Raw genomic sequence first — 24301 nt, 5'->3', positions numbered from 1 at the left:
GACACGGGTTATCCTGCACGCCCTCGCATCCGACAACTGTGTCCCCATGGAAGACGCCGCGCCCGTACTGAATGCCGCCGAGGCCCGTTTGCTGGGCTGCCTGATCGAGAAGGAGGCCACCACACCGGAGACCTATCCGCTGACGGTCAACGCCGCGCAGGTCGCGGCCAACCAGAAGACCGCGCGCGATCCGGTCATGGCGCTGGACCATGGCGCGGTGAACCACGCGTTGCGTCAGCTTGAGCAGAGGGGGTTGGCGAAGCAGGTGTTCTCCTCTCGCGCCGAGCGCTACGAGCACCGCACGGCAGCGTTCTTCGGCATACCGCAGCAGCAGGCCGTGCTGCTGGGGTTGCTGCTGTTGCGTGGCGCGCAGACAGTGCACGAACTGCTCGCGCGCAGCGAACGTCTGTTCAAGTTTGCCGATGCGGACGACGTGCGCCACCACCTCGAGCGCCTGATCCAGCGCGAACCTGCGTTGGTCGTGCAGATCCCGCGCGGGCCCGGCCAGCGTGAGGACCGTTACATGCACCTGCTCGGCGGACCGGTGGACGTGGCGGCGATCGCGGCACGGCTGCCGTCAGCTTCGCTCGCCGGCGAGCCCGCGAATGCGGAACTCGAAGCGCGCGTCGCCGCGCTGGAAGGTGAGGTCGCGGCGTTGCGCGAGCAATTGGCCGATCTGCTCGCGACACGCGAAGGCTGAGCGTCAGGCTTCGTCCGGTAGCAGCGCCAGCAGGTCGGTCACGCCCACGTCGACGCCCGCCTGCGACAGCAAAGTGGTGACCTGCCCACGATGATGGGTCTGGTGATTGAACAGGTGCGTGAGCAGGCCTTCGACGCTGCGCGTGAACGTGGCTCCCTTCGTGTTGGTGTAAGTCAGGCGGGACGACAACTGCGCAGGCGTGATCGTGTCCACCCAGCGCAGGATCAATGCATCCAGCCATTCGCGTCGGGCGCGCAGCGCGGGAAGCGTCGGGTAAGGCATGGCGTCCAGTGCGGTCGGCATCGGTGTGTCGTCCAGCGCGGCAAGGATGCCTGAAGCGTTGGGTGCGGCTGCGAAGCGCTTGAGCCAGATCGTGTCGGCCACGACCAGATGATTCAGCGTGCCGAGCACGGAACCGAAGAACGCGCCGCGATCCTCGGCCAGCGTTTCATCCGGCAATGTCGCGGCCGCATCATAGAGGCGCTGGTTCATCCATTGGTTGTAGGACGCCAGCAGTGTGAGTCGTGCATCGCTCGCCATGTGCATGCTTCCTCTGTGCTTCTGACATTCTTGCTTTCGCATCGATCGCATCGATCGCATCATCGAGCGCGAGAGAAATGAGAGAGCAGGTTCATGTGAATACCTTCCAGCGATGATTGCAGGCAACGCCGACCCACGCTAACGTCGGCATCGCCGACAGGCTGGGAAACGCCATCATGGAACGACGCCTTCTCCGGAACCTCGCCACCAGCGCGCTGATCTCCGTTGCCACGACAGGATGCCACGCCACCATGTCCACATCGACCTCATCCGGTCCTTCTTCCGCGCTGCCGGAGGGCCACTACACCAACGTCGGCGCCGAATGGCCGTTGAAGTTCAGGGCGCATTATTTCGGTGGCCACTGCTTCGACACCCAATCGTGCGAGATTGTCTACCGTGGTTTCAGGCATGGAGCGGAAGACAGGCCGTCGCCCGCGGTGGAATCGTATGGGCGACCGCTCGAGAAGCTGCTGAGTGCAGGCCGTGGCCCCATCCCGAACTTCCCGCCCCCGGCCCGCGTCACCTGGCGCTCTAAGGACGGGGCGCCGCTTGAGGCCGAGATCGATATCGGTGAAATTTTCCGGGATGAGCTGATACGACACCATGTCGCACGGGAAGATGCCCTGGATCCTGCGACCAGCGGGACACCTGGAATCATCCTGGAGGTGAACGATCGGACCATCAACGTCTACATGCGGGCCATGATCGCGTTGAAGAAGCCGCAGTTTCCGGATCGTCCGCACAGTGATTTCCGCGACGACCTGATCAAGGTATTCAGCCGCACGTACTGAGCAAGGAGTGCTCGTCATGGGTTCGGTCCACAACTCGCAGCCGCGCGATAGCGGTGTCGACATCGAGATTGTCGGTGCCGAGGGTCCCGAGAGTTATCGTAGCGCCGAGGAGGCTTTGACGCAGCTCCGTATCCCTGTTCTCCTTCGGGAAGATCGTCCGCACGAACGACTGTATGTTGCGACGATGGACGGTACCGGCAATAGCATGTTCGACGACGAGCCAGAGAAATGGAGCGCCGTCGCCAAGCTGTATGACCAGATCGAAGAAAGAAAGCCGGCGCGCATCGCAGCGGGATATGTAGAGGGCACCTATACCCAGAATGGCCTACTTAAGAAGCCTGAAAAGCTGTGGGACGGCCGCTTCGGCCATACGTTCGACGAGCGGGTCGAGACGGCCTATCTGCAGCTTTGCGAGCAGGCCAAGAAATGGCTCGATGAAGATACCCGGGGGCAGATCCGGATTGCGGGCGTGGGTTTCAGCCGTGGCGGGGAGGGGATTGCGGCACTGGAGCGCATGGTGCACGAGCGAGGCATCCGCGATCCGGTGGGCGTGAAGGTGGAGCGTGACGCGGAAAATCTCATCGTGAGCATCCAGTATGCGGATCGTCCCCTGCTCGTGGAGCCGGGGAGAACGCCGCAAGTCGCGTTGCTCTTCGATCCTGTGTCGACGGGGGTCGAGGAACACGACCGGCGCCTTCCGCCCTCGACGCTGTCCACCTTGCAGATCACGGCACAGCATGAGCGCCGCGACCTTTTCCCCTCCAGCCAGCATGTTTCCCCGGGTTTCAGCGAAGACCATCGCAACTACAACGCATGGGTGGCGGGTTGCCATAGCGACATCGGCGATACGTACCAGCGCAACGGCTTGGGCACGCTGAGCTTCAATCTGGGCGTGGAGTTCCTCAACCGGTTGAGTGACCAGCCCTATGTGGAGAAGCGGTCCGTTCCAGACGATCCTGCGCAGTTCGTCATCCATCGCTCCGACCAGCACATGGGCGGTCTGTACGGCACGCGCGGTTACGACCGGGACGGCGTGCGCGATCATGTGGACACGCTGGCGCCGGAACAGCTTTGCCGGCGCAGCGTGGTCGACGACTGCAACCGCAAGGAGCCGATCGACGAGGCACTCGATGCGCGGGTCGAGCGCCGCACCGGGGCATCGTTGCAGGCGCCAGGGAAGGCCGAGGGTGGACATGTCGACATGGCTGGGGATCGCGCCACCTGGCCCGGGCTGAATGAGATCGTGGAGCAGGTGCCACGGGCAGGGGCGACGAACGGGGGAGACCCGATGGCAGCCGTCGTCAGCGAATACCTGCGGGGCCCATGGGCCCGTCAGTTCCACGCGGATGTCGCGCGGGAACTGGCAGCGCGGGAGGAACAACCGTTGCACGTGGCGCCTCCGCCGACTTCGCCCGCAGAGCCTGCGCGCGAGCCGCCCGCGCCGGTGCGGTGAGCGCACCCGGGGTGCGTCAGCGCTTCTCTTCCATCAACCCCACCAGGTTGCCGTCCGGATCGCGCAGGAAGCCGATCCAGAGTTCGTGATCCGGCATGCGGGCGGCGAATTGCGGTGGCCGCTCCTCGGTCGCGCCGCGCGCGACCAGCGCCGCCTGGGTGGAGACGATGTCCTGCACCGTGAAGTAGAGGATCGAGTTGGCGCCCGCCGCACCGGCGCCCTGTGGCGTGGTCAGCATCAGGCGAATGCCGCCGGCATCAAGGAATGCCAGCTGTGCGGCAGGCTGGAACAGGAACGTCAGCCCCAGTGCATCGCGATAGAAGCCCAGCGCAACCTCCACGTCGCTGACGGTGATGGCGATCTGGCGGATCCCGGACAGGTGCGGTGTCATCGGCGTGCCTTGTCAGTATGTCGAATGGAAGACATCAACCGGGGCGTCGGCTGCTGCGCAGCAGGAACAGGCTGCCGACCAGCATGCCGAGCAAGGCAGTCGCCAACCCCAGTCCCAGGCCTATGGCTACATCGGCGACTGCCAGGCCGGGACCTTCCATGCCACGCAGGGCATTCAGGCCGAGCCGCACGAGGACCGCGGCCGGCACGGCCATCGAGATCAACAGCCACAGTGGCAGGAAGCGACCGGTGCCGAACGCGCGCAGCAGCATGGCGACCACGCCGACCGCCACCAGCCCGGGGCCGTAGAGGGCGCGCGGCAACCCGGCCAGTTCCGGGGAGAGTTGCCAGTAAGGAAAGCCCACGCCGACCAGGGCGATCAGGAAGCCGATCCACCGCCAAGCCCTGCTGTCGCGCGTCATGCCCCGCTCCGTACGTATGCGATGCCGCGCAGCGTAGCGCAACCGTCGTCGCTGCGCGTCAGTCGAACATCGCCTGGATCGCGGCCAGGCCGGCGCTGGCGCGTTCCTTCTTGCGTTCCGCATCCGCCACCGGGTCCGCGCCGTCGCGCTGCAGTTCGTCCGCGGGCAGTTCGTCGATGAAGCGGCTGGGCTGCAGACGCAGGCGTTCGCCGAAGCGGCGCGTCTCCCGATTGTGGCTGAGCCACAGCTGTTCCTTGGCGCGGGTGATGCCCACGTACATCAGGCGCCGCTCTTCCTGCAGGTTGCCTTCCTCCACGCTGGTCTCGTGAGGCAGCGTGCCGTCCTCGCACCCGACGATGAAGACGTAGCGGAACTCCAGCCCCTTCGCCGCATGCAGGCTCATCAGCCGCACCTGGTTGCCGCCGTCGTCCTTGTCGTTGCGCGACAGCAGCGCGAGCTGGGCGGCCAGATCGCCGGCCGAGCTTCCGCGCGGGCCGCCCTCGAACCAGTCCGCCAGTTCGTCCAGGTTGGCGCGGCGACGCTGGAACGAGGCTTCGTCCTTGCACTGCGCGCGCAGGTCGGCGAGCAGCCCGGAGCGTTCGCTCAATCGGCGCACCAGGTCGGCAGGTGGCAGCTCCTCGGCATGCCGGCGCAGGTCGCGGATGATGTCGACAAAGGCACTGAGCCCGTTGGCCGCGCGCGGCGGCAGCGCCTTCAGCGCCCCCATCGATTCGGCGGCGCGCGAAAGCGGCAGGTGCGCGTGCTGGGCCATCTCGGCGAGTTTCGCCAGCGACGTGGCGCCGACTTCGCGCTTGGGCGACTGCACCGCGCGCAGGAATGCTGCATCGTCGTCGGGATTCACCAGCAGGCGCAGCCACGACATCGCGTCCTTCACTTCCTGCCGCTCCAGGAAGGCGGTGCCGCCGGTCAGGTGGTAGGGGATGCGCAGCAGCTGCAGCGCCTTTTCCAGTGCGCGCGACTGATGGTTGCCGCGGAACAGGATGCAGAAGTCGCTCCACGCGGCGCTCTTGGACGCATGCACGAACGAGATCTCGGCGGCGACCTTCTCCGCCTCGTGCTCATTGTCGCGGCATTCCCAAACGCGGATGCGCTCGCCATCTGCCTGATCGCTCCACAGCGCCTTCGGATGTTCGTGCGGATTGTTGGCGATCAACGCATTGGCCGCGCGCAGTACGCGGTTGCTGCAGCGATAGTTCTGTTCCAGCTTGACGATCTGCAGTGCCGGGTAGTCCTTCGCCATCTGCAACAGGTTGTCGGGGTTCGCGCCGCGCCACGCGTAGATGCTCTGGTCGTCGTCGCCCACGCAGGTGAAGTCGCCGCGCTCGCCGGCGATCGCCTTCAACAAGCGGTATTGCGCGTCGTTGGTGTCCTGGCATTCGTCGACCAGCAGGTAGCCGATCCGCTCGCGCCATGCCGCGGTGATCTCGGGATTGTTCTCCAGGATCTGCACCGGCAGGCGGATCAGGTCGTCGAAGTCCACCGCATTGAACGTGGTCAGCCGGTCCTGGTAGCGCTGGTACAGCAGTGCGGCTTCCTTCTCGCGGTTGGTGCGCGCTTCGGCAAGGGCCTCTTCGGGCGACAGGCCGGCGTTCTTCACGCGGGAGATCAGGTTCTTCGCCGCTTCCACGTCGTCGGGCTTGGCGCCATACATCAGGTCCTTGACCTGTGCGTGGGCGTCGTCCGCATCGAAGATGGAGAAGCCGCGCTTCAGGCCCACCGCCGCGTGTTCGATCTGCAGGAATTTCAGCCCCAGCGCATGGAACGTGCAGATGGTCAGCCCTTCGGCCACGTCGCCCTTGATCCGCTTGGACACGCGTTCGCGCATTTCCTTGGCGGACTTGTTGGTGAAGGTGATCGCCGCGATCCGGCGCGCCGGGAAATGGTTGCCGGCGATCAGGTGCGCGATCTTCTCCACGATGACGCGCGTCTTGCCGCTGCCGGCGCCCGCGAGCACCAGCAGAGGGCCCTTGCTGTGAAGGACGGCGGCGCGTTGGGGGGGGTTGAGACCGTGCATGGGAGTACTTCTGCGTAGGCCATCAGTTTACAGACAACGGCGCCCTGCTTCTCCTAGCATGTCGACACTCCATGCTTCCGGATGCAGGCGTATCGCCATGAATGCCTTCCGTTGCTGTGTGCTGGTCATGGTGGCCCTGTTGCCGATGGGGCCGGCGACGGCCCAGGAGCCGAAGCTCGATCAGGCGGTGTTGACCGAAGGCTTCCTGGCCGCGCACCCGGACCTGCGGTGGCGGTCGGAGGGCGCGCGCGCTTACGAACGGCAGGACTATGCCGGCGCGCTGGAACGGTTCAAGCGCGCGGCCTTCCATGCCGACAAGCCCTCGCAGGCGATCATCGCGGACATGTACTGGCAGGGCACCGGGGTCACGCAGGATCGTGCCATCGCCTACGCATGGATGGACATCGCGGCCGAGCGGCTCTATCCGGACTTCCTCGCCCAGCGCGAGTTCTACTGGGCGCGGCTGGACGACGTACAGCGCAAGGAGGCCATCGAGCGCGGGCAGGCGATCCTGGCCGAATACGGCGACGGGGCGGCCAAGCCGCGGCTGGAGAAGATCCTGCGACGGGCCACGCGCAGCACGACCGGCAGCCGCGTCGGCTACGTGGGCAACCTCACCATCATTCCCCACACCGGGCCGCTGGCCGGCACCGGCATGACGGTGCGGGGTGACCAGTACTACGACCGCAAGTACTGGCAGCCCGAGTACTACTGGCGGCTGCAGGACGCGATCTGGAAGGCGCCCATGAGGGGCAAGGTCGACGTGGGCGAAGTGGAGCCGGTGAAGGCGCCCGAAGGCAGATAAGCGGGAAGCCCGCCCGTTTTACAATGACGGCATGGCCAAACTCTATTTCTACTATTCGGCGATGAACGCCGGGAAGACCACCACGCTGCTGCAGTCGGCGCACAACTACCGCGAGCGCGGGATGCGCGTGGCGATCCTGACCCCGCGGCTGGACGACCGTGCCGGACCCGGCGTGGTGGCGTCGCGCATCGGTCTGCGTGCGGATGCGGTGGCATTCGAGCGCGATGATGACCTCGAGCGCCGGATTCGCGATGACATCGCCGTGCATGGCAAGCTCGATTGCGTGCTGGTGGATGAAGCGCAGTTCCTCAGCCGCGCCCAGGTCTGGCAGCTCAGCGAAGTGGTGGACGCGCTGCGCATCCCCGTGCTGTGTTACGGCCTGCGTACCGACTTCCGCGGCGAGCTGTTCGAAGGCAGCCAGTACCTGCTGGCCTGGGCGGACGAGATCAGCGAGATCAAGACCATCTGCCATACCGGCAAGAAGGCGATCATGACCGTGCGGGTCAACGAGCAGGGGCTCGCCGTGCAGGATGGGCCGCAGGTGGAGATCGGCGGCAACGAACGCTATGTCTCGGTCAGCCGCGCGGAATTCAAGAAGATCGCGCGCGGCGAGGGTCGCATCGATCCCCAACAGCCGGGGTTGTTGCTGGAGTGACCGGCCTCAACGGCAGGCGGTGCGCAGGTCGGCGACTTCACGCGGAATGATGCCGCCATCAGGCAGTGCGCTGCGAAGTTCTCCCGCCAGGGCATCCAACTCGCGCCGCGCGCGTTCCTTCTCGCCCATGCCGCAACGCGCTTCGGCCAGATAGGCGCGGGCGAGCCAGCGCAGCTTCGGCGCTTCGCTGCCGCCACCCTCATGACGCGTCAGTCCTTCCAGTGGGGCGACGGCGTCCTGCGGGCGCCCCAGCCGCGTCAGGTGACGGGCCATGGACAGTTCGGCGAACCAGGTGCGCGGATGCTCCGGACCGAAGCCCACGCGGGTCAGGCGCACGGCGCGATCGAAGCGCGCGCTGGCGCCCCGAAGGTCACCCTTGGCGGCCAGCACTTCGCCGATCATGCGGTCCGTCTCGCCGATCAATGCATGGCTGGCGCCGATCGTCGTCACCCGCATCTGCCGCGATTCTTCCAGTACCGCGAGTGCTTCGTCGTGGCGGCCAGCGCTATGCAGCACCATGCCGTAATTGAACAGCCCGCCGGGCAGGATCTGCAGGCTCTCGCTGCTGCGCCAGATGCCGACGGCCCGGGCGACATTGTGCACCGCAGTCTCGTTGTCGCCCCGTTCCCAAGCGATGATGCCCATCGAATTCCAACTCGACGCCGTGTCGCGATGCTGCGGGCCCAGCGACTCCAGCGTCATCGCGTGCAGGCGGCGGAGTTCCTCGTCGGCTTCACCCAGCTGGCCCAGGTCGACCTGTACGGCCGCGATGTGGCGGCGCAGGGCTTGGGTGAGCGGATGACGCGCGCCATGGATGTCCTCGGACAGCGCGCGCGCGCGCTGGAACGAGGCCAGCGCCGCATCCGTATCGCCGCGGTTGCGGTACAGCAATGCCAGGCTGCGCTGGATCTCGATGGCCAGCGTATGACGTGCATGGCCGTGTGCCTGCAGGTGTGCCAGTGCGGCGCGGTAGCCACGCGCGCCGGCGTCGGCGTTGCCAAGTTCGACATCCAGCTGGGCCAGGTCGCGCATGTTTTCCGCTACGCCCGCTTCGTCCTTCAGGGCGCGGCGGATATCCAGCGAGCCTTCGAACATCTGACGCGCCACCTGTTTCTCGCCGGCGTCGGCACGGCAGCGTCCGTTCTGCGACCGGAACTCGGCCACCAGAAGCGGCAACCGGGAATCGAGCGACGCCAGCCGCGCCTCCATCGGCGCCATCACCTGCACGCATTGGCGCGAACGCCCGAGCAGACGCAGTACGCGTCCGTGCTGGGTCGCGGCCTGCAGGCGCAGGCTGTCGGGCGCATCGTTCGCTGTCGCGAGTACCCGCGCCTGCTTTTCCAGCAGCGCCAGCGACTCGTGGTAGTCGCCCAGGCCCAGCCGCAGGCGGGCGATCACGCCCAGCAGTTCTGCCTGCGCGCGTGGCTGGTTGGCGAGTTCGCGTGCGCCGCGCCGTTCGCCGGCCGCCAGCAGCTCGCGCGCATCGAAGGTGTTGCCCTGCTGCGACGCGGTGGCATTGTCGAACAGGCCGATTACGAAGTTCTGCATGGCCTGCGCACGCGCCGCCTCGCGCATCGCCTGGCGGCCCTGCCAGAGGCTCACCGCCAATGCGGTCACCAGCACGGCAGCCGCCAGGCCGCCGAAGGCGAGTGTCCAGCGTTGCCGGATGAGGTACTTATGCAGCCGGTAGCCCATGCTCTGGGGGCGCGCCAGCACGGGGCGCCCCTCGATGTGCCGCCGCAGGTCCTGCGACATCGCTTCGACGGACGGATAGCGCTGCTCCGGCGCCTTCTGCAAGGCTTTCAGCGCGATGTTGTCCAGATCGCCGGCCAGCCTGCGTGCGTTGCGGCGGGCATCCGGGCATCGGCTGCGGCTGCCGTCGGTGGTGCGCAGTGTCGCCACCGAGGGTTTCAACGGTTCTACGGCGAGGATCGCCTGCTCCCATTCGGCGTCGGTCTGCCGGCGCAGGCGATAGGGCTTGGTGTCCGCGATCAGTTCGTACAGCACCACGCCCAGCGAATACACGTCGGTCATGGTGGTGACGAGTTCGCCGCGTACCTGCTCCGGCGCCGCGTAGTGCAGGGTGAAGGCGCGCACCTCGGTGCGTGGATGTACGGGAGCAGGCTCCGGGTCGTCGAGCAGCTTGGCGATGCCGAAGTCCAGCAGGCGCACCTCGCCATTGGGCGTGACCAGGATGTTGGACGGCTTGAGGTCGCGGTGGACGATCAGGTTCGCGTGCGCATGGCTGACCGCTTCACAGATCTGCAGGAACAGCGTCAGCCGCGTGTCCAGGCCGATGTTGTTGGCCAGGCAGTAGTCGGTGATCGACACGCCTTCCACGTATTCCAGCGCCAGGTAAGGCTGGCCTTCGCTGCCGATGCCGGCGTCCAGCAGGCGCGCGATGTTCGGATGCTCGAGGCGCGCAAGGATTTCGCGTTCGCGGGTGAAGCGCAGGCGCAGGTTGGGATCGGCCAGGCCGGGGCGAAGCAGCTTCAGCGCGACGCGGCGCTGGTACAGGCCGTCCGCACGCGAGGCCAGCCACACCATGCCCATGCCGCCTTCGCCCAGCATCGATTCCAGCTGGTAGGGCCCCACCCGCATGCCCGGTTTCAGCTGGCCCGGCTTGTCGACCAGGGGCTGGTCGATGAAGTCGTCGCCTTCCTCTTCCAGGGCGAGCAGTTTCTCCAACTCGCGCGCGGCATCGGGGTCGTCGGCGCGCAGGATTTCCAGTTGCTGCGCCCGGGCGTCCGGATCGAGTTCCAGCAGGATGTCCAGCAGCGGGGACAAGCGTTGCCAGCGTTCGGCGTCCATCTCAGGGGGCGCGCAGTACGGGTCTCAGCTGTCCTGCATGACCGACAGCAGGAACATGCGCGCCTTCTGCCAGTCGCGGCGGATGCTGCGTTCGGAGCGTTGCAGCAGCTCGGCGATCTCCAGCTCGGACAGGCCGGCGAAATAGCGCATCTCCACCACCTGCGCCAGGCGCTCGTCGGCGGAAGCCAGCTTCTCCAGCGCGTCGTTCAGCGCCAGCATGTCCTCGTCCAGGCGCAGGTTGCCTTCCACCTCTTCGGGAATGTCCGCTACGCGCTTGAGGTCGCCGCCGCGCTTGCGCGCCAGCCGGCTGCGGGCGTAATCCACCACCACGCTGCGCATCGACGAGGCGGCGTACGCGAAGAAGTGCGCGCGGTCCTCGAACTTGGCGGTGCCGGTGGAGCCGAGCAGCTTCAGGTAGGACTCGTGCACCAGCGCGGTCGCATCCAGCGTGTAGCCGTGCTGGCCAGACAGCTGGCGGCGCGCCATGGTGTGCAGTTCCTGGTACAGCGTGGCCAGCACGCGGTCCAGCGCAGCGCGATCGCCGCTACGGGCCGAGTCCAGCCACAAGGTGATGTCAGGTGCGTCGGCCATCCGTCTTCCCCACGAGCCAAGGGCGCGAATATAACGTCATTTCTCTCACAGGACGTGATCGTGGCAGGGGCCCGCCCGGGTCGTCAGCGCTGGCAGTACCCGCACCAGACTGTGGTCCGCTGGCCGATGGTGGCCTGCTTCATCGCCCGGCCGCAGCGCGGGCAGGCTTCGCCGCCACGGCCGTAAGCCGACAGTTCCTGCTCGAAATAGCCCGGTGCACCGTCCGGATTGAGGAAATCCCGCAGCGTGGTCCCGCCGCGGGTGATGGCATAGGCGAGGATGTCCTTCACGGCCGTCGCCAGCGCCACGTAGCGCTCCCGCGACACCTTGCCGGCCGCACGCAGCGGCGAGATGCCGGCGCGGAACAGGCTTTCCGCCGCGTAGATGTTGCCCACGCCCACCACCACGGCCTGGTCCATCAGGAAGGTCTTGACGGGTGCCCGTCGGCCGCGGCTGAGCGCGAACAGGTAGTCGCCGTCGAACGCATCCGACAACGGCTCCGGCCCCAGCCCCTGCAGCAGCGGATGCACCTGGCCGACGGGCTGCCACAGCAGGCAGCCGAAGCGGCGCGGGTCGGTGAAGCGCAGCACGCGGCCGGACCTGCCACGTTCGCTGTCCAGCGCGATGTCCACGTGGTCGTGCGCACCTACCCGGGTGGTCGCCGGCAGCACGCGCAGGCTGCCGGACATGCCCAGGTGCAGCACCGCGCTGCCTGCGGCGGTGTCCATCAGCAGGTACTTTGCACGGCGCCGGACGGCATCGATCCGCTGGCCGGGCAGTTCGCGCGCCACTTCCGGGGGAATCGGCCAGCGCAGATCGGGCCGGCGCAGCGTCACCGTATGGATGCGGCGGCCTTCCACGTGGGGCGCCAGGCCACGGCGCGTGGTTTCGACCTCGGGCAACTCAGGCATGGGCGGGCATCGCGGCGTAGAAGCCGCCTTCGTGACGCACCTGGATCGGACCGCCGAAGGCCTGGCTCAGTTGCGCATCGGTCAGCGTAGTGGCACGGCCGCCGTCGGCATGGACTGCGCCGTTGCGAAGCAGCAGCACGCGGTCGATCTCGGGAATGATCTCCTCGATGTGGTGGGTCACCAGCACCAGGGTGATGCCGCGCTGCGCCAGGCTGCGCATCAGCTCCAGGAAGTGTTGCCGTGCGACCAGGTCCAGGCCGGCAGTAGGCTCGTCCAGCAGCAGCGCCTCCGGCTCATGCACCAGTGCCCGCGCAATCAGCACGCGCCGCATCTCACCGGTGGACAGTTCCGCCACCTGGCGGTCGGCCAGCGGTATCGCGCGCACCTGCTCCAGTGCGTGCCGTGCACGGGCGCGCATGCCGGGGTCCACCTGCCGGTGCGGAGGCACCACGAAGCTGGAGAAGAAGCCCGTCACCACGGCGTCCTCCACGCGCAGGTACGGCGTCTGCTGCAGGTCGCGGGTCAGGTCGCTGGTGACCAGGCCCAGGCGGTTGCGCAGTTCGTTCACGTTCCAGCGCCGCAGGCCGAACACCTTCACCGGCGCGTCTCCTTCGCGTGCCAGGGGATACAACTCGCGATTGATCAGCTTGATGAACGTCGACTTGCCGCAGCCGTTCGGGCCGAGGATGGCTGTATGTTGGCCCAGCGGGATGGTCAGCGACAGGTCGTGCAGGACGCGCGTGGCGCCGCGCACCACGGTGGCGCGGTCCAGTTCGAACAGTGGGGCTGCGAGCGTTGCAGCGACAGGGGATGCAGGCAGGTTCATCGCGGGGCGAGGGGAGAGGTTGCTGGTGCAGCGTACCCGAATCGTCGCGGGCAACGGCAACGCCCGGCGGCTCTACAATGCCGCCATGCACCTGTTCTTCTCCGCACTCCTGCTCACCGTCGTACCCCTGCCCGTGCTGGCCCAGGTCGCCGCCACCGGCGATTACCTCGCACGCATGGATACCGATCGCGACCACCGCGTCAGCCTGGCCGAGTACCAGGCCTGGATGAGCTACGCGTTCGACGGCATGGACCGTAACCGCGACGGCGTGCTGTCCGTGGAGGAATTGCCGGGCGGGAGAGGCAAGCCGATCACCCGCGAGGCGCACCTGGCGCAGCTGGCCGACCGCTTCAGACGGCAGGATGTGGACGGCAGCGGCTTCCTCAGCGAAAAGGAGCTGGCGGCACCGCCACGGTGATCCGTCTCATGTATGGATCAGGCGTCCCCCTGCGAACGCCCAGTTCTCCCATGTGGTTTCCTTGAAGCAGACCATCACGTTCTCCGGATTCCTGCCGGCGGCGGCCAGGCGCTGCATCAGATCCGAGAGAAGCGCTTTCTTCACTTTCACGCTGCGTCCTGCCGACCACAGGATTTCGATCAGCACGAAGTCCTCGTCGCGTGCACCGGCGACATCCGGATAGGCCGGGTCGTAGCGGAAATCCTCCGCCGACAGTTCCAGCACGCGCTGGAAACGATCGGCAATGGGCACGCCCGAGGCCACCAGCGCGGCATGCACGGCGTCCAGCACGGATGACTTGAATGCGTCGTCCTTGGGCTTGCGGATGGTCAGGGTGATCAGTGGCATGGCGCATGCCCTCGTGGCGGGAGGGCCAGCTTACATCCGCGAATGCACCAAAAAGAAAACGCCGGCCACGAAGGCCGGCGTCCGGGTTGCCGGCCCTGGAGGGACCGGCGGGGGAGGAGCGTTTACTTCGTGATGTCGACGTGGTTGGTCTCACGCAGGAACAGCGTGCCGATAATCAGCGTCATTACCGCGATACCGATCGGATACCACAGGCCGTAGTACAGGTTGCCCGTACCTGCCACCAGGGCGAACGAGATCGCCGGCAGGAAGCCACCGAACCAGCCATTGCCGATGTGGTACGGCAGCGACATGGAGGTGTAGCGGATGCGCGTGGGGAACAGCTCCACCAGGTACGCGGCGATCGGGCCGTAGACCATGGTCACGTAGATCACCAGCACCCACAGCAGGAACAGCGTCATCGGGATGTTGATGCGCGCGGTGTCCGCCTTCTCCGGATAGCCGGCGCTGGTCAGCGCGCCCTTCAGCGCGGCGCCGAACTCGCCCGACTTCGCCTTCAGGTCATCCTTCGACAGGCCCGCCGCCTCGTACGAAGCCACCGCGGAGCCGCCGACCTGGACCTTGGCCACTTCGCCAGCCGGACCCGGTTGGATTTCATGCGGCACGCCGGCCTTGGTCAGCGCAGCCGTGGCCACGTCGCACGAGCTGGTGAACTTGCGGATGCCGACCGGATCGAACTGGAAGCTGCAGGTGGCCGGGTCGGCGACGACTACGGCCGGCGACGACGTGCGGGCTTCCTCGATGGCCGGGTTGGCGTAGTGGGTGATGCCCTTGAAGATCGGGAAGTAGGTCAGCGCGGCCAGCAGGCAGCCGGCCATGATGATCTTCTTGCGGCCGATCCTGTCCGACAGCCAGCCGAAGAACAGGAAGAACGGCGTGGCGAGCAGTAGTGCACCGGCGATCAGCAGGTACGACACCGTCGGGTCCACCTTGATCATGCTCTGCAGGAAGAACAGCGCGTAGAACTGGCCGCCGTACCACACCACGGCCTGGCCGGCGGTGGCGCCGAACAACACCAGCAGCATCAGCTTCAGGTTGCCGCCCTGCAGGCTGTCGCGGAACGGCTTCTTCGAGCCCTTGCCTTCGGCCTTCATCTGCTGGAACAGCGGGGATTCGGCCAGCTGCAGGCGGATCCACACGGACACGCCCAACAGCACGATCGAGCCCAGGAACGGAATGCGCCAGCCCCAGTCTTCGAATGCCTCGGTGCCCAGCGTCAGGCGGCACGCCAGGATCACCGCCAGCGACAGGAACAGTCCCAGCGTCGCGGTGGTCTGGATGAATGCGGTGTACAGGCCGCGCTTGCCGGGCGGCGCGTGCTCGGCCACGTAGGTGGCTGCGCCACCGTACTCGCCGCCCATCGCCAGGCCCTGCGCCAGGCGAAGGATAATCAGGATCACCGGCGCGGCGAAACCGATCGTCGCGTAGTTGGGCAGCACGCCGACCAGGAAGGTCGAGATGCCCATGATCAGGATGGTGACCAGGAAGGTGTACTTGCGGCCGATGCGGTCGCCGAGGCTACCGAAGAAGGCAGCGCCGAACGGACGTACGAAGAAGCCGGCCGCGAACGCCAGCAGCGCGAAGATCATGCCGGTGGTTTCGTTGACGCCACTGAAGAACTGCTTGGCGATGATGACCGCCAGCGAGCCGTAGAGATAGAAGTCGTACCACTCGAACACGGTGCCGAGGCTGGAGGCGAAGATGACCTTCTTGTGGCCCTTCGTCAGCTCGCCCGACGACGAATGCTGCACAGTCGTGGAACTCATGTGGTTTCCCCTCAGAAAGTGTATTTGACGGTCGTGTGCAGACGCTTCAGGTCGCCTTCGCGGTCGTCCTCAAGCGAACGCTGCCCGTAGATGAGCTCCGCCCCGATATCCAGTTTCGGGAACGGCGAGTAGATCAGGTTGGCGTGCATGGACTGCGTGCGCTCGGTGACGCCGAAGCCGGTGAGTGCGGCGTCGTTGTCGAAGTGCGAGGCGGCATACATCAGGTTGGTGCGGATCTTCGGGCTGAAGACATGGCGCCATGCCACGAAACCGCCGTAGCCGTCCAGCGCGCTGATGTCGCCATCGGCCTCGGTGACCACGTCGCTGCCCACGCCGAACGCCAGGTAGCGGCCGATACCCTGGCCGGCATTGACCGCATAGCGGATGTCATCGCTCTTGCCCAGGTTGAACTTGCCCGACACGCTCACCGAACCGCCAGTGTCGGTTTCGTCGGCGACCTTGAACTGGCGCACCATGCCGGCGACGGTGAAGTGGCCCCAGTCGCCCTTGGTCAGCCAGCGTGCCGTGACATCGGGCATCGCGTTGTCGCCGCTGTTGAAGCGGGTGCCGGCGAGATAGGGCGTGACCGTGGTCTGCGGATTCTCAATCGAGAACGACCATGGGCCCTTGGTGTAGCGCACCTGCGCCTGGCGCACGAATACGGTGCCGTCGGTCGGACCGACAAAGTCGACCGCATCCGGCAGTGCCGCCACGTCCATGAAGTTGGACCAGGTCTGGCCGGCCAGCCAGCTGTTCCAGGTCACGTAGGCGTGGCGCAGGCTGACGGCGTAGGTGTTGGTGGCGGTTTCGTTGCCGGCCAGCGCATTGCTGCCGCCGCCGAAGAAGTCCGCTTCAATATAGGTCTTGAACTTGTCGCCGCCCTCGGTGACATGGTCGGTGCTCAACCAGAAGCGCGAGAACTGCGCATGGAAGTCGGCGTAGGCATCGCCACCGTCGGCACCGGCGCCGCCCACCGGAATGGTGCTGGGCACGTAGAACAGGCGGCCCGACGAGCCGTCGGCGATGCGGCCGTCGCTGGTGTCGGTGGCCATCGCATCCAGCTTGATGAAGCCGCCATACGAGAACGTGCTGCCCGGCGTGGCGGCGGTCAGGATGGTGGTGTTCTGGATCGGCTGCTTGCCGGTGGGCACGGGTGCCGGCAGTGCGGCCTGCGAGGCCTGCACTTGCGTCACCTGCTCCTGCGTGGTGGTGATCTGCGACTGCTGCTGTTGCTGCGCGGACAGCAGCATCTGCACCTGCCGCTCAAGGTCGGCGACGCGCGCCTCCAGGGCTTTTTCCTTGGCGGTCTGCGCGAATGCCATGCCTGGCGCGAGCAATGCGACGAAGAGCGCAGCGGCCAGTGGCCGTCGCGCCATGAGTGCGGAACGTTGGGTCATAACCCCTCCCGAAAGGTTGATGGCCGCGTTGCGCGGCTGACGGAGACTTGCGCCTGCGCGCCGGCAGCGCCTATTCGCCATTAGTCGTAATCGCACCGTCGGGCAGGCAAACCCTTGCCGCAGAAGGGGTGCGGCGATCGGTCGCAGGGAGCACGCGGCTGCTTTACGACCATTGTCTAAGCCGGATGCTGCGATGCCGCACGACCGTATGCGTCAAACTCGGCGTGCCGGACGCACCGCACGACCTACTTCCGTCGCTTCGCCCGGTCTTCGTCCATGCTTCAGAATCGACGCTTCACAGGAACGTCCCGGGAGGACCTCATGACTGATCTCTATCCGGTCAAGCCGGAATTCGCCGCCAGCGCGCGCATCACGCGCGAGCAGTACCTGCGCGATTACCAGGCCTCGATCGACGATCCCGATGCATTCTGGAGCAGGGCAGCCGAGCGCCTGGACTGGTTCAAGAAGCCGACGCAGATCAAGGACGTCAGCTACGCCCTCGACGATTTCCATATCCGCTGGTTCGCCGATGGCGAACTCAATGCCAGCGTCAACTGCCTCGACCGACAGCTGGCCACGCGCGGCGACAAGGTCGCCCTGCTGTTCGAGCCCGACAGCCCCGACGCACCCTCGTACGGCGTCACCTATCGGGAGCTTTACGAACGCACCTGCAGGCTGGCCAACGCGCTGCGCGCGCTGGGCGTGCAGAAGGGCGACCGCGTGACGATCTACCTGCCGATGATTCCGGACGCGGCGGTGGCCATGCTTGCGTGCGCACGCATCGGCGCCATCCACTCGGTGGTCTTCGGCGGCTTCGCACCCAATTCCATCGCCGACCGCGTGGCCGATTGCGGCACCAAGTTGATCATCACCGCCGACGAAGGCCTGCGCGGTGGCAAGAAGGTACCGCTGAAGGCGAACGTAGATGCCGCGCTGAAGCTGCCGGGCACCAATTCCGTCGAGACCGTCCTGGTCGTGCGCCACACCGGTGGCGCCGTCGACATGCAGATGCCGCGCGACCGCTGGTTCGATGCCGTCGTCGACGCGCAGCCCGCCGAGTGCGAGCCCGAGCGCATGAACGCGGAGGACCCGCTCTTCATCCTCTACACCTCCGGTTCCACCGGCAAGCCCAAGGGCGTGCTGCACACCACCGGTGGCTACCTGCTGTACGCGGCGTACACGCACGAAGCCGTGTTCGACTTGCGCGAGGACGACATCTACTGGTGCACCGCCGACGTGGGTTGGGTCACCGGCCACAGCTACATCGTCTACGGCCCGCTGGCCAATGGCGCCACCGCGGTGATGTTCGAGGGCGTGCCCAACTATCCCAACGTGTCGCGCTTCTGGGACGTCATCGACAAGCACAAGGTCACCATCTTCTACACCGCTCCCACCGCCATCCGCGCGCTGATGCGCGAAGGCGAGGCGCCGGTGAAGAAGACCTCGCGCGCGTCGCTCCGCCTGCTGGGCAGCGTGGGCGAGCCGATCAACCCCGAAGCCTGGCGCTGGTACTACGACGTGGTCGGCGACGCGCGCTGCCCCATCGTCGATACGTGGTGGCAGACCGAGACCGGCGGCATCCTGATCACCCCGCTGGCCGGCGCCATCGACCTCAAGCCGGGTTCTGCCACACTGCCGTTCTTCGGCGTGCGGCCCGCGCTGGTCGATGCCAATGGCGAGCAGCTCGAAGGCGCCACCGAAGGCAACCTGGTGCTGCTGGATTCCTGGCCGGGCCAGATGCGCACCGTGTACGGAGACCACCAGCGTTTCATCGACACCTACTTCCGCACGTATCCCGGCACGTACTTCACCGGCGACGGCTGCCGCCGTGATGCCGACGGTTACTACTGGATCACCGGCCGCGTGGATGACGTGATCAATGTTTCCGGCCACCGCATCGGCACCGCCGAAGTGGAAAGCGCACTGGTCGCGCACCCGAAGGTGGCCGAGGCGGCCGTGGTCGGCTTTCCGCACGACATCAAGGGGCAAGGCATCTACGCCTACGTCACCCTGAAGGCCGGCGAAGCGCAGAGCGACGAGCTGCTGAAGGAACTCGTGGCCTGGGTGCGGAAGGAGATCGGACCCATCGCCACGCCGGACCACCTGCAGTGGGCCCCCGGCCTGCCGAAGACGCGTTCGGGCAAGATCATGCGCCGCATCCTGCGCAAGATCGCCGAGAACGCGCCCGAGCAACTCGGCGACACCTCGACACTGGCCGACCCCACGGTGGTGGAATCGCTGGTCGCCGAGCGCAAGGTCAAGTAAGCACGACCGGCCCGTCGCGGGGAGGCGGCGGGCCAGCAGCATGCGGGCGTGTGACGCCCGCACCTGTGCAGCACGAACCCCACGGATTACCCTTCCCCCACGATGGACCGCACCGCCATGCCCACCCTGCTGATCGCTGACGACCACCCGCTGTTCCGCGAAGCGCTCCGCGGCGCCGTGCAGCGCGTGATGCCGGGCGTGAAGCTGCACGAAGCCGACAGCGTGGATGCGTTGTACGTGCTGGTGGACGCGCACCCGGACGCTGACCTGCTGTTGATGGACCTCAACATGCCCGGCGCGCACGGCTTCAACGCGCTGGTGCACCTGCGCGCGCTGCATCCGCAGCTGCCCGTGGTCATCGTATCGGCGCGCGAGGAGCCGGCGGTCATGCGCCGCGCGCTCGACCATGGCGCGCTCGGCTTCATTCCCAAGTCGGCCGATTCGGACACCATCGGCCAGGCCATCGGCGCCGTACTCGATGGCGAGCGCTGGGTGCCGGCCGAAGCGCACAACGCACCGGCCACCAGCCGGGACGAACAGGAAACCGCGCAACGCCTGCGCGACCTCACGCCGCAGCAGTTCAAGGTGCTGCAGATGCTCGGCGCCGGCCGCCTCAACAAGCAGATCGCCTACGACCTGGGCGTGTCCGAGGCCACCATCAAGGCCCATGTCACCGCCATCCTGCGCAAGCTGCACGTCACCAACCGCACCCAGGCCGTGCTCGCGGCCGGTCGCCTGGCCGTGGACCCGGACGGCATCGTGTTACCGCCGGAAGAAGCGGAGTAGGGCGCCCGCCATCGGTGTGGTACGCCACACCAGCCACGGCGCGAACACCAAGCACGCGCCCGCCGCCCGCAACGGATCGGGACATCAGCATGGAATGCACCCGTCCGCAAGACGAGGCGAAGACATCGTGAAGCTTGAGCGAAAGCATGCGCGCGCGATGGCTACGTCTGGCGGGTCCGGGAGCTGCCAGTCGACGTCGTCGCGATGCTCGCGCACTACGCGATGGCCTCCGCCATTTCTGCGAAGCCATCAGGCTCCTGTCGTCTCATGTTGCGGCAAGGATCATCGCGCCTGACGCCGTGATGCGTCGGGTTACGCCTGTTGTGGGCACTCAGGGCCGGGCGGCATCGGCCCCGGGCGAGGTCGCATTCCCGCCCAGGCAAATTTGCGAGGTGGTCCACCACACGGCCGGTCGATGGGCCAATTTACGTATCGCTAGTGTGCTGACACGGAGAGGGACCTTGACGAGCTTTGATTCCAACCAGCCCGTACGGCTTGGCATTGTGGGGTGCGGGGCAATCACGCGCGAAGCGCATCTGCCCGTGATCATCGGGGACCGTCGGGTCGAGGTGACCGTGCTCTGCGACCGCGACCACCGCAACGCCACGCATGCCGCACGCGCCGGTGGTGTCGAGGCGGAGATCACCACCGAGCTCGCCGGGCTTGCCGGCAAGGTCGATGCCGCCATCGTGGCCGTCCCGCCGCGCTTTCACGCGCCCGTCGCCATCCAGTTGATGGAGATGGGGATCGACGTCCTGTGCGAGAAGCCGTTGGCGATAACGGTCGCCGACGGACAGAAGATGGTGGAAGCCGCGCGCAGGACCGGTCGCGTGCTGGCGGTTGCGCTCATGATGCGGTTCTTCCCCCACAACAGGTGGCTTGCGGACCTGGTGGAGGACGGTGAGATCGGCGAGGCCTGTGAAGTGATCGTCGAGGACGGTGCCCCCCTCGACTGGCCGATGGCGAGCAACAGCTACTTCGACCGCAATGCGACGGGCGGCGGCGTTCTGTTCGATACCGGCGTGCACCTGCTTGATCGGGTGCTGTGGCTGTTCGGCGACCTCACGGAAATCGCCTACGAGGACGACGCGTTTGGTGGCTTCGAGAGCAATGCGAAGCTGACCGGCACGCTGCAGATGGGTGGGCGGCCGGTGCCCGCGCGCCTGGAGTTCAGCTGGTCGCACCGCCTGCGTCGCAGTATCCGGGTAGTGGGCGAGCGCGGCACGCTCGAGGCTTCAACCTCGGATCCCCGCACGCTGACACTCCACCGGACCACGCGCCGTGGCCCGATGGAGATGCAGATCCTGTGTGCCAAGCGATGGGATGGGCGCAGCCACTACCGCGCGCAGCTCGACGACTTCATCGGGGCAGTCCGCGAGCGGCGCGCACCGTTCGTCACCGGGGAGTCGGCGCTGCACGCGCTCGCCGTCATCGAGAAGGCGTATGCGAGGCGCACACCCATGGCGCAACCATGGCTGGCACGCATGGGGTCCTCGGCATGATGCCCGCCAAGATCCTCGTCACCGGCGCCACCGGGTTCATCGGTTCACGCCTGTGCGAACTCCTGTCGCTCGAGTACCGGCTCCCGTACCGTGCGCTGGTCCGCGACTTCTCGCGCGCCGTGCGGATCGCCCGGCTGGATACCGAGCTGGTCGCAGGCGACATGCTCGACGCCGACAGCCTTGCGCGGGCAGTGGAGGGATGCGATGCCGTCGTCAACCTAGCCCACGGCGACGACGAGAGCGCCCGGACGCAGGTCACGCAGTTGATCGAGGCCTGCACGCGTGCCGGCGTCCGTCGCTTCGTCCACGTCAGCTCGATGGCCGTGCATGGCCCATCGCCCAAGCTGGACGTGCTCACCGAGGCCACCGCGCCTATCCAGCGATGGAACGAGGCCTACTCCGATGCCAAAGCAGCGTCCGAGGCCGTGGTGGTGGCAGCCGGCAAGCGAGGCGCGCTGGAGACCGTCGTGCTCCGTCCCACCATTGTCTACGGTCCCTACAGCTTCTTCGTCACGCCGATCGTCCAGGACGCGCGGGCGGGTCGGATCAGCCTGATCGATGGCGGCCGGGGCATCTGCAACGCGGTGTACGTCGATGATGTCTGCGAAGCGATCATGGCGGCGCTCGAACGCGACGACGCGGTCGGCGCTGCGTTCCTGATCAATGGCGATACCCGCATGACGTGGGGGGACTTCATCACCACGTTCGCCGGCATGGTCGAGGGCGAGAAGACCGTCCATGACCACGCGCTCGAAGACATCGCAGCCTATTGGAAGTCCAAGCAGCCGAATGCGCGCGACAGCATCAAGGCAGCCATCCGGCTGGCGGCTTCCCCGGCATTCCATGCCCAGTTGGGCACCATCCCATCGCTAGGTCAGTTGATCCGGGGCACCAAGGAGCTGGTGGCCCGTCGGATCAGCCCCGAGCAGAAACTGAAGATCAAGTCGCGACTGCAGAATCGCGGCCCCGCCATCCATGCCGACGACCATCCGCCGGTACGGATGCCCAGCGAAGGCCGCGTCGTACGCGAGGCATATCGATCATGGGTGTCGAACGATCTGGCCAGGACCCGGCTGGGCTGGGTGCCGGCGCATTCGTTCGCGCTCGGCGCGCGGCGCACGGGTGAATGGATGCGTTTCGCGCGCATCGTGTGATCGAAAGGTTGCAAGGCCCGTGCGAATGGCCGGGCGGTCACCGATTGGCTCCGTGCCAGACTCGCCGTTGTCCGGCGCCTGAGCCGGAACACCGCAGCAAACAGGTTACTCCGGCAGATTAGAGCGGATCAGCTCCACGGCCTCGGCAAGCTGCTCGGCGGAAGCCCGGACCCGCTCTCGGCGCTGTTCATCTCCGCCTGGATCGTGTGAGCTACCCCTTGCTCGTCCGGCGCCATCGAAGGTGGCGAGTTGGGGTGGACCCACGCCCCAATCGCTGCCCTTCTGTCGAGGGACGACATGGAAATGGAAGTGCGGTGTTTCCTGCCCGCTGAAGACCCCGTTGTTCTGGAACGTCAGGATTCCGAGGGGTCGATAGGTCGTGACGAGTGCCTCTGCGACTCGCTTGGCCGAGATCATGACGGCCTCGCATTCCAGATCGGAAAGATCAAGCAGCGTTGCGACATGGCGACGTGTGATAACGCAGCACTGGCCAACTTCGAATTGCCACGGATTGATCACGGTCAAGGTATGTTTGCTCTCGTCGATGATCTTCCAATGTTCTTCGCGAGCCGCCACGCAAAGGTCGCATGGATCCCTCAAGGGGAGTTCGATCATCTACCTCTCCCATCAGACGGGGCTGTTGCACCAGGGGTGTTAATTTACCTGCCATCGCCGGACAACTCGGCTACAGCAGCCTTTATTTGGCGCTCCGTCAATCCTTTGGGGTACGTGGAGCACGATCTGATTCGCTTGTACCCATCCAGAAAGAACATCACGCTCTCGCCTGGAAGTACGCCTGTGCCGCAATCAAAGTTACGAATCTCACCACCGGGAAAGTTGCCCTTGTAGGTCTCAGTGACGCTGACAGTTGGTTGATCTCGAGTCTCATTGGAACCAATCTGCGGTGGCGCAATAGATGCGACAGTGCCGAGGAATACGTACGTGGAGCTTTGGTACATGCCTCTAGCCCAGTCAAGCGGATCGGCTTTCACTGGTTGGCAGGTGCAATCCTGAGCGGCAACGGACCAAGGAAGTACTAGCAACAAGGCCGCGACAATCTTTCTCATGGAACCCAACACCAGAGTTAAGCCGACCCGCGAAGCGGGTTCGGCTTGAATGAATTGTTAGGGTGCAGTCCGACTACACAAATTCTTTGCATGCATCTGGCTCCTCTTTGGCGCATGCCAAGTAAGCACGCAGCCTCATGATGCGGTCTTCTGTGAAAGAGGTCAGACAATACACGGTGCGTGTGGACTGCCAAATAGGCGCGCCGCCGGAGATGCTGCCCTCAAACGAACACGTTGCATCACGATAGTGAAGCCATGCGGTCTGTGCATGGGTCAAACGAACACGTGCCGAGGACTCACCATGATCTTGCGGTAGGGCATCGATGAGTTGGGCGTAGATGGCGAGCATTGCTTTATTGTGCTGGTCCAGCTTGCGCTTTGCGCACTCTCCTTGACCTCGCGCACTTCCGGCATTGCATGGATCAGCATCAGGATCATTGGGCCACTCGGCTCCGGTCGTTGCGAATGATGCGGACAGAAGGATAGCTAGAAGTACGCGCTGCATTTGATCTGCACCCTAACGCCTTATGTCTTTGAACTTCCCTACTGTAGTGGCCGAGAACCCGGCGTGCGCGCCCGATAACGCCTCGGTGTAGCCGCACCGTAATTCA

General features: G+C 66.0%; 22 protein-coding genes. 10 read left to right on the top strand and 12 right to left on the bottom strand.

Annotation, left to right across the window (positions count from 1 at the left end; genetic code table 11):
- The first annotated feature begins 46 nt into the window (after positions 1-46).
- Positions 47-700 (top strand): DUF480 domain-containing protein, encoded by a 654-nt coding sequence (locus FB548_RS00115; RefSeq protein ID WP_142122761.1) that lies wholly within the window; start codon positions 47-49, stop codon positions 698-700.
- Between the two features lie 3 nt (positions 701-703).
- Here the strand turns inward: FB548_RS00115 and FB548_RS00110 are convergent, their stop codons facing one another.
- Complete coding sequence (locus FB548_RS00110) at positions 704-1240, bottom strand: DinB family protein (RefSeq protein ID WP_142122760.1); 537 nt, start codon at positions 1238-1240, stop codon at positions 704-706.
- Between the two features lie 116 nt (positions 1241-1356).
- Between FB548_RS00110 and FB548_RS00105 the strand changes: the two genes are divergently transcribed.
- Both FB548_RS00105 and FB548_RS00100 read left to right on the top strand, forming a co-directional pair.
- Positions 1357-2031: a hypothetical protein gene (locus FB548_RS00105; protein WP_142122759.1), complete on the top strand. Its 675-nt coding sequence runs from the start codon at positions 1357-1359 to the stop codon at positions 2029-2031.
- 16 nt (positions 2032-2047) lie between these two features.
- Positions 2048-3484 (top strand): DUF2235 domain-containing protein, encoded by a 1437-nt coding sequence (locus FB548_RS00100; RefSeq protein WP_142122758.1) that lies wholly within the window; start codon positions 2048-2050, stop codon positions 3482-3484.
- Positions 3485-3500: 16 nt separating this feature from the next.
- Here FB548_RS00100 and FB548_RS00095 read toward each other — a convergent pair whose 3' ends face one another.
- The 3 genes from FB548_RS00095 to FB548_RS00085 are packed head-to-tail and all read right to left on the bottom strand — an operon-like array spanning position 3501 to position 6331.
- Entirely contained in the window at positions 3501-3875 is a 375-nt protein-coding gene (locus FB548_RS00095) for a VOC family protein (protein WP_142122757.1), read from the bottom strand.
- Between the two features lie 34 nt (positions 3876-3909).
- Positions 3910-4296 (bottom strand): hypothetical protein, encoded by a 387-nt coding sequence (locus FB548_RS00090; RefSeq protein ID WP_142122756.1) that lies wholly within the window; start codon positions 4294-4296, stop codon positions 3910-3912.
- Between the two features lie 58 nt (positions 4297-4354).
- A complete protein-coding gene (locus tag FB548_RS00085) occupies positions 4355-6331 on the bottom strand; it encodes a UvrD-helicase domain-containing protein (protein ID WP_142122755.1) in 1977 nt (658 codons plus the stop codon).
- Positions 6332-6428: 97 nt separating this feature from the next.
- Here FB548_RS00085 and FB548_RS00080 point away from each other — a divergent pair, with 97 nt between their 5' ends.
- Together FB548_RS00080 and FB548_RS00075 are read left to right on the top strand one after the other, a co-directional pair.
- Positions 6429-7136, top strand: a complete 708-nt coding sequence (locus FB548_RS00080) for a sel1 repeat family protein (protein WP_142122754.1) — start codon at positions 6429-6431, stop codon at positions 7134-7136.
- A gap of 31 nt (positions 7137-7167) precedes the next feature.
- Positions 7168-7791, top strand: coding sequence for a thymidine kinase (locus FB548_RS00075; protein ID WP_142122753.1), 624 nt, complete (start codon positions 7168-7170; stop codon positions 7789-7791).
- A 6-nt stretch (positions 7792-7797) separates the two neighbouring features.
- Here the strand turns inward: FB548_RS00075 and FB548_RS00070 are convergent, their stop codons facing one another.
- The 4 genes from FB548_RS00070 to FB548_RS00055 all read right to left on the bottom strand — a co-directional run bounded on the left by FB548_RS00070 (position 7798) and on the right by FB548_RS00055 (position 12930).
- Complete coding sequence (locus FB548_RS00070) at positions 7798-10602, bottom strand: serine/threonine-protein kinase (RefSeq protein WP_142122752.1); 2805 nt, start codon at positions 10600-10602, stop codon at positions 7798-7800.
- Positions 10603-10626: 24 nt separating this feature from the next.
- Complete coding sequence (locus FB548_RS00065) at positions 10627-11193, bottom strand: ECF-type sigma factor (RefSeq protein WP_142122751.1); 567 nt, start codon at positions 11191-11193, stop codon at positions 10627-10629.
- Between the two features lie 83 nt (positions 11194-11276).
- The gene (gene mutM / locus FB548_RS00060; RefSeq protein WP_142122750.1) at positions 11277-12104 is read right to left on the bottom strand and encodes a bifunctional DNA-formamidopyrimidine glycosylase/DNA-(apurinic or apyrimidinic site) lyase; all 828 of its coding nucleotides are present in this window, start codon (positions 12102-12104) and stop codon (positions 11277-11279) included.
- Complete coding sequence (locus FB548_RS00055; RefSeq protein ID WP_142122749.1) at positions 12097-12930, bottom strand: ATP-binding cassette domain-containing protein; 834 nt, start codon at positions 12928-12930, stop codon at positions 12097-12099. The genes mutM and FB548_RS00055 overlap by 8 nt, the downstream gene beginning before the upstream one ends.
- An 85-nt stretch (positions 12931-13015) precedes the next feature.
- On the opposite strand from FB548_RS00055, the gene FB548_RS00050 reads away from it, so the two are divergent.
- Positions 13016-13348 (top strand): hypothetical protein, encoded by a 333-nt coding sequence (locus FB548_RS00050; protein WP_142124024.1) that lies wholly within the window; start codon positions 13016-13018, stop codon positions 13346-13348.
- Positions 13349-13354: 6 nt separating this feature from the next.
- Here FB548_RS00050 and FB548_RS00045 read toward each other — a convergent pair whose 3' ends face one another.
- The 3 genes from FB548_RS00045 to FB548_RS00035 all read right to left on the bottom strand — a co-directional run bounded on the left by FB548_RS00045 (position 13355) and on the right by FB548_RS00035 (position 16916).
- Entirely contained in the window at positions 13355-13735 is a 381-nt protein-coding gene (locus tag FB548_RS00045; RefSeq protein WP_142122748.1) for a tautomerase family protein, read from the bottom strand.
- A 122-nt stretch (positions 13736-13857) separates the two neighbouring features.
- A complete protein-coding gene (locus tag FB548_RS00040; RefSeq protein WP_142122747.1) occupies positions 13858-15519 on the bottom strand; it encodes an MFS transporter in 1662 nt (553 codons plus the stop codon).
- An 11-nt stretch (positions 15520-15530) separates the two neighbouring features.
- Positions 15531-16916, bottom strand: a complete 1386-nt coding sequence (locus FB548_RS00035) for a DcaP family trimeric outer membrane transporter (RefSeq protein WP_142122746.1) — start codon at positions 16914-16916, stop codon at positions 15531-15533.
- 321 nt (positions 16917-17237) lie between these two features.
- Between FB548_RS00035 and acs the strand changes: the two genes are divergently transcribed.
- From acs to FB548_RS00015, 4 genes are all read left to right on the top strand, one after another.
- Entirely contained in the window at positions 17238-19181 is a 1944-nt protein-coding gene (acs, locus tag FB548_RS00030; protein WP_142122745.1) for an acetate--CoA ligase, read from the top strand.
- 117 nt (positions 19182-19298) lie between these two features.
- Positions 19299-19967 (top strand): response regulator transcription factor, encoded by a 669-nt coding sequence (locus FB548_RS00025; RefSeq protein ID WP_142122744.1) that lies wholly within the window; start codon positions 19299-19301, stop codon positions 19965-19967.
- Between the two features lie 146 nt (positions 19968-20113).
- Positions 20114-21469 (top strand): Gfo/Idh/MocA family oxidoreductase, encoded by a 1356-nt coding sequence (locus FB548_RS00020; RefSeq protein ID WP_345775914.1) that lies wholly within the window; start codon positions 20114-20116, stop codon positions 21467-21469.
- On the top strand, positions 21466-22623 hold the full coding sequence (locus tag FB548_RS00015) for an NAD-dependent epimerase/dehydratase family protein (protein ID WP_185741913.1): 1158 nt from the start codon (positions 21466-21468) through the stop codon (positions 22621-22623). The genes FB548_RS00020 and FB548_RS00015 overlap by 4 nt, the downstream gene beginning before the upstream one ends.
- A gap of 105 nt (positions 22624-22728) precedes the next feature.
- On the opposite strand, the gene FB548_RS00010 is transcribed toward FB548_RS00015, so the two are convergent.
- Positions 22729-23238, bottom strand: a complete 510-nt coding sequence (locus FB548_RS00010) for an HIT family protein (protein WP_142122741.1) — start codon at positions 23236-23238, stop codon at positions 22729-22731.
- Positions 23239-24301 lie beyond the last annotated feature (1063 nt).

Origin of the sequence: Pseudoxanthomonas sp. 3HH-4 (assembly GCF_006716465.1) — a bacterium.
Classification (GTDB): domain Bacteria; phylum Pseudomonadota; class Gammaproteobacteria; order Xanthomonadales; family Xanthomonadaceae; genus Pseudoxanthomonas_A.
This window is presented reverse-complemented; position numbering and strand designations above follow the sequence as displayed.

What these genes read in the sequence shown, in the direction of transcription:
- FB548_RS00035 (WP_142122746.1), bottom strand. Translation starts at nt 16,916, where the DNA reads ATGACCCAACGTTCCGCACTCATGGCGCGACGGCCACTGGCCGCTGCG.
- FB548_RS00020 (WP_345775914.1), top strand. Translation starts at nt 20,114, where the DNA reads ATGCGCGCGCGATGGCTACGTCTGGCGGGTCCGGGAGCTGCCAGTCGA.
- acs (WP_142122745.1), top strand. Translation starts at nt 17,238, where the DNA reads ATGACTGATCTCTATCCGGTCAAGCCGGAATTCGCCGCCAGCGCGCGC.
- FB548_RS00040 (WP_142122747.1), bottom strand. Translation starts at nt 15,519, where the DNA reads ATGAGTTCCACGACTGTGCAGCATTCGTCGTCGGGCGAGCTGACGAAG.
- FB548_RS00110 (WP_142122760.1), bottom strand. Translation starts at nt 1,240, where the DNA reads ATGGCGAGCGATGCACGACTCACACTGCTGGCGTCCTACAACCAATGG.
- mutM (WP_142122750.1), bottom strand. Translation starts at nt 12,104, where the DNA reads ATGCCTGAGTTGCCCGAGGTCGAAACCACGCGCCGTGGCCTGGCGCCC.
- FB548_RS00090 (WP_142122756.1), bottom strand. Translation starts at nt 4,296, where the DNA reads ATGACGCGCGACAGCAGGGCTTGGCGGTGGATCGGCTTCCTGATCGCC.
- FB548_RS00025 (WP_142122744.1), top strand. Translation starts at nt 19,299, where the DNA reads ATGCCCACCCTGCTGATCGCTGACGACCACCCGCTGTTCCGCGAAGCG.
- FB548_RS00085 (WP_142122755.1), bottom strand. Translation starts at nt 6,331, where the DNA reads ATGCACGGTCTCAACCCCCCCCAACGCGCCGCCGTCCTTCACAGCAAG.
- FB548_RS00095 (WP_142122757.1), bottom strand. Translation starts at nt 3,875, where the DNA reads ATGACACCGCACCTGTCCGGGATCCGCCAGATCGCCATCACCGTCAGC.
- FB548_RS00115 (WP_142122761.1), top strand. Translation starts at nt 47, where the DNA reads ATGGAAGACGCCGCGCCCGTACTGAATGCCGCCGAGGCCCGTTTGCTG.
- FB548_RS00065 (WP_142122751.1), bottom strand. Translation starts at nt 11,193, where the DNA reads ATGGCCGACGCACCTGACATCACCTTGTGGCTGGACTCGGCCCGTAGC.
- FB548_RS00100 (WP_142122758.1), top strand. Translation starts at nt 2,048, where the DNA reads ATGGGTTCGGTCCACAACTCGCAGCCGCGCGATAGCGGTGTCGACATC.
- FB548_RS00050 (WP_142124024.1), top strand. Translation starts at nt 13,016, where the DNA reads ATGCACCTGTTCTTCTCCGCACTCCTGCTCACCGTCGTACCCCTGCCC.
- FB548_RS00045 (WP_142122748.1), bottom strand. Translation starts at nt 13,735, where the DNA reads ATGCCACTGATCACCCTGACCATCCGCAAGCCCAAGGACGACGCATTC.
- FB548_RS00080 (WP_142122754.1), top strand. Translation starts at nt 6,429, where the DNA reads ATGAATGCCTTCCGTTGCTGTGTGCTGGTCATGGTGGCCCTGTTGCCG.
- FB548_RS00070 (WP_142122752.1), bottom strand. Translation starts at nt 10,602, where the DNA reads ATGGACGCCGAACGCTGGCAACGCTTGTCCCCGCTGCTGGACATCCTG.
- FB548_RS00075 (WP_142122753.1), top strand. Translation starts at nt 7,168, where the DNA reads ATGGCCAAACTCTATTTCTACTATTCGGCGATGAACGCCGGGAAGACC.
- FB548_RS00010 (WP_142122741.1), bottom strand. Translation starts at nt 23,238, where the DNA reads ATGATCGAACTCCCCTTGAGGGATCCATGCGACCTTTGCGTGGCGGCT.
- FB548_RS00055 (WP_142122749.1), bottom strand. Translation starts at nt 12,930, where the DNA reads ATGAACCTGCCTGCATCCCCTGTCGCTGCAACGCTCGCAGCCCCACTG.
- FB548_RS00015 (WP_185741913.1), top strand. Translation starts at nt 21,466, where the DNA reads ATGATGCCCGCCAAGATCCTCGTCACCGGCGCCACCGGGTTCATCGGT.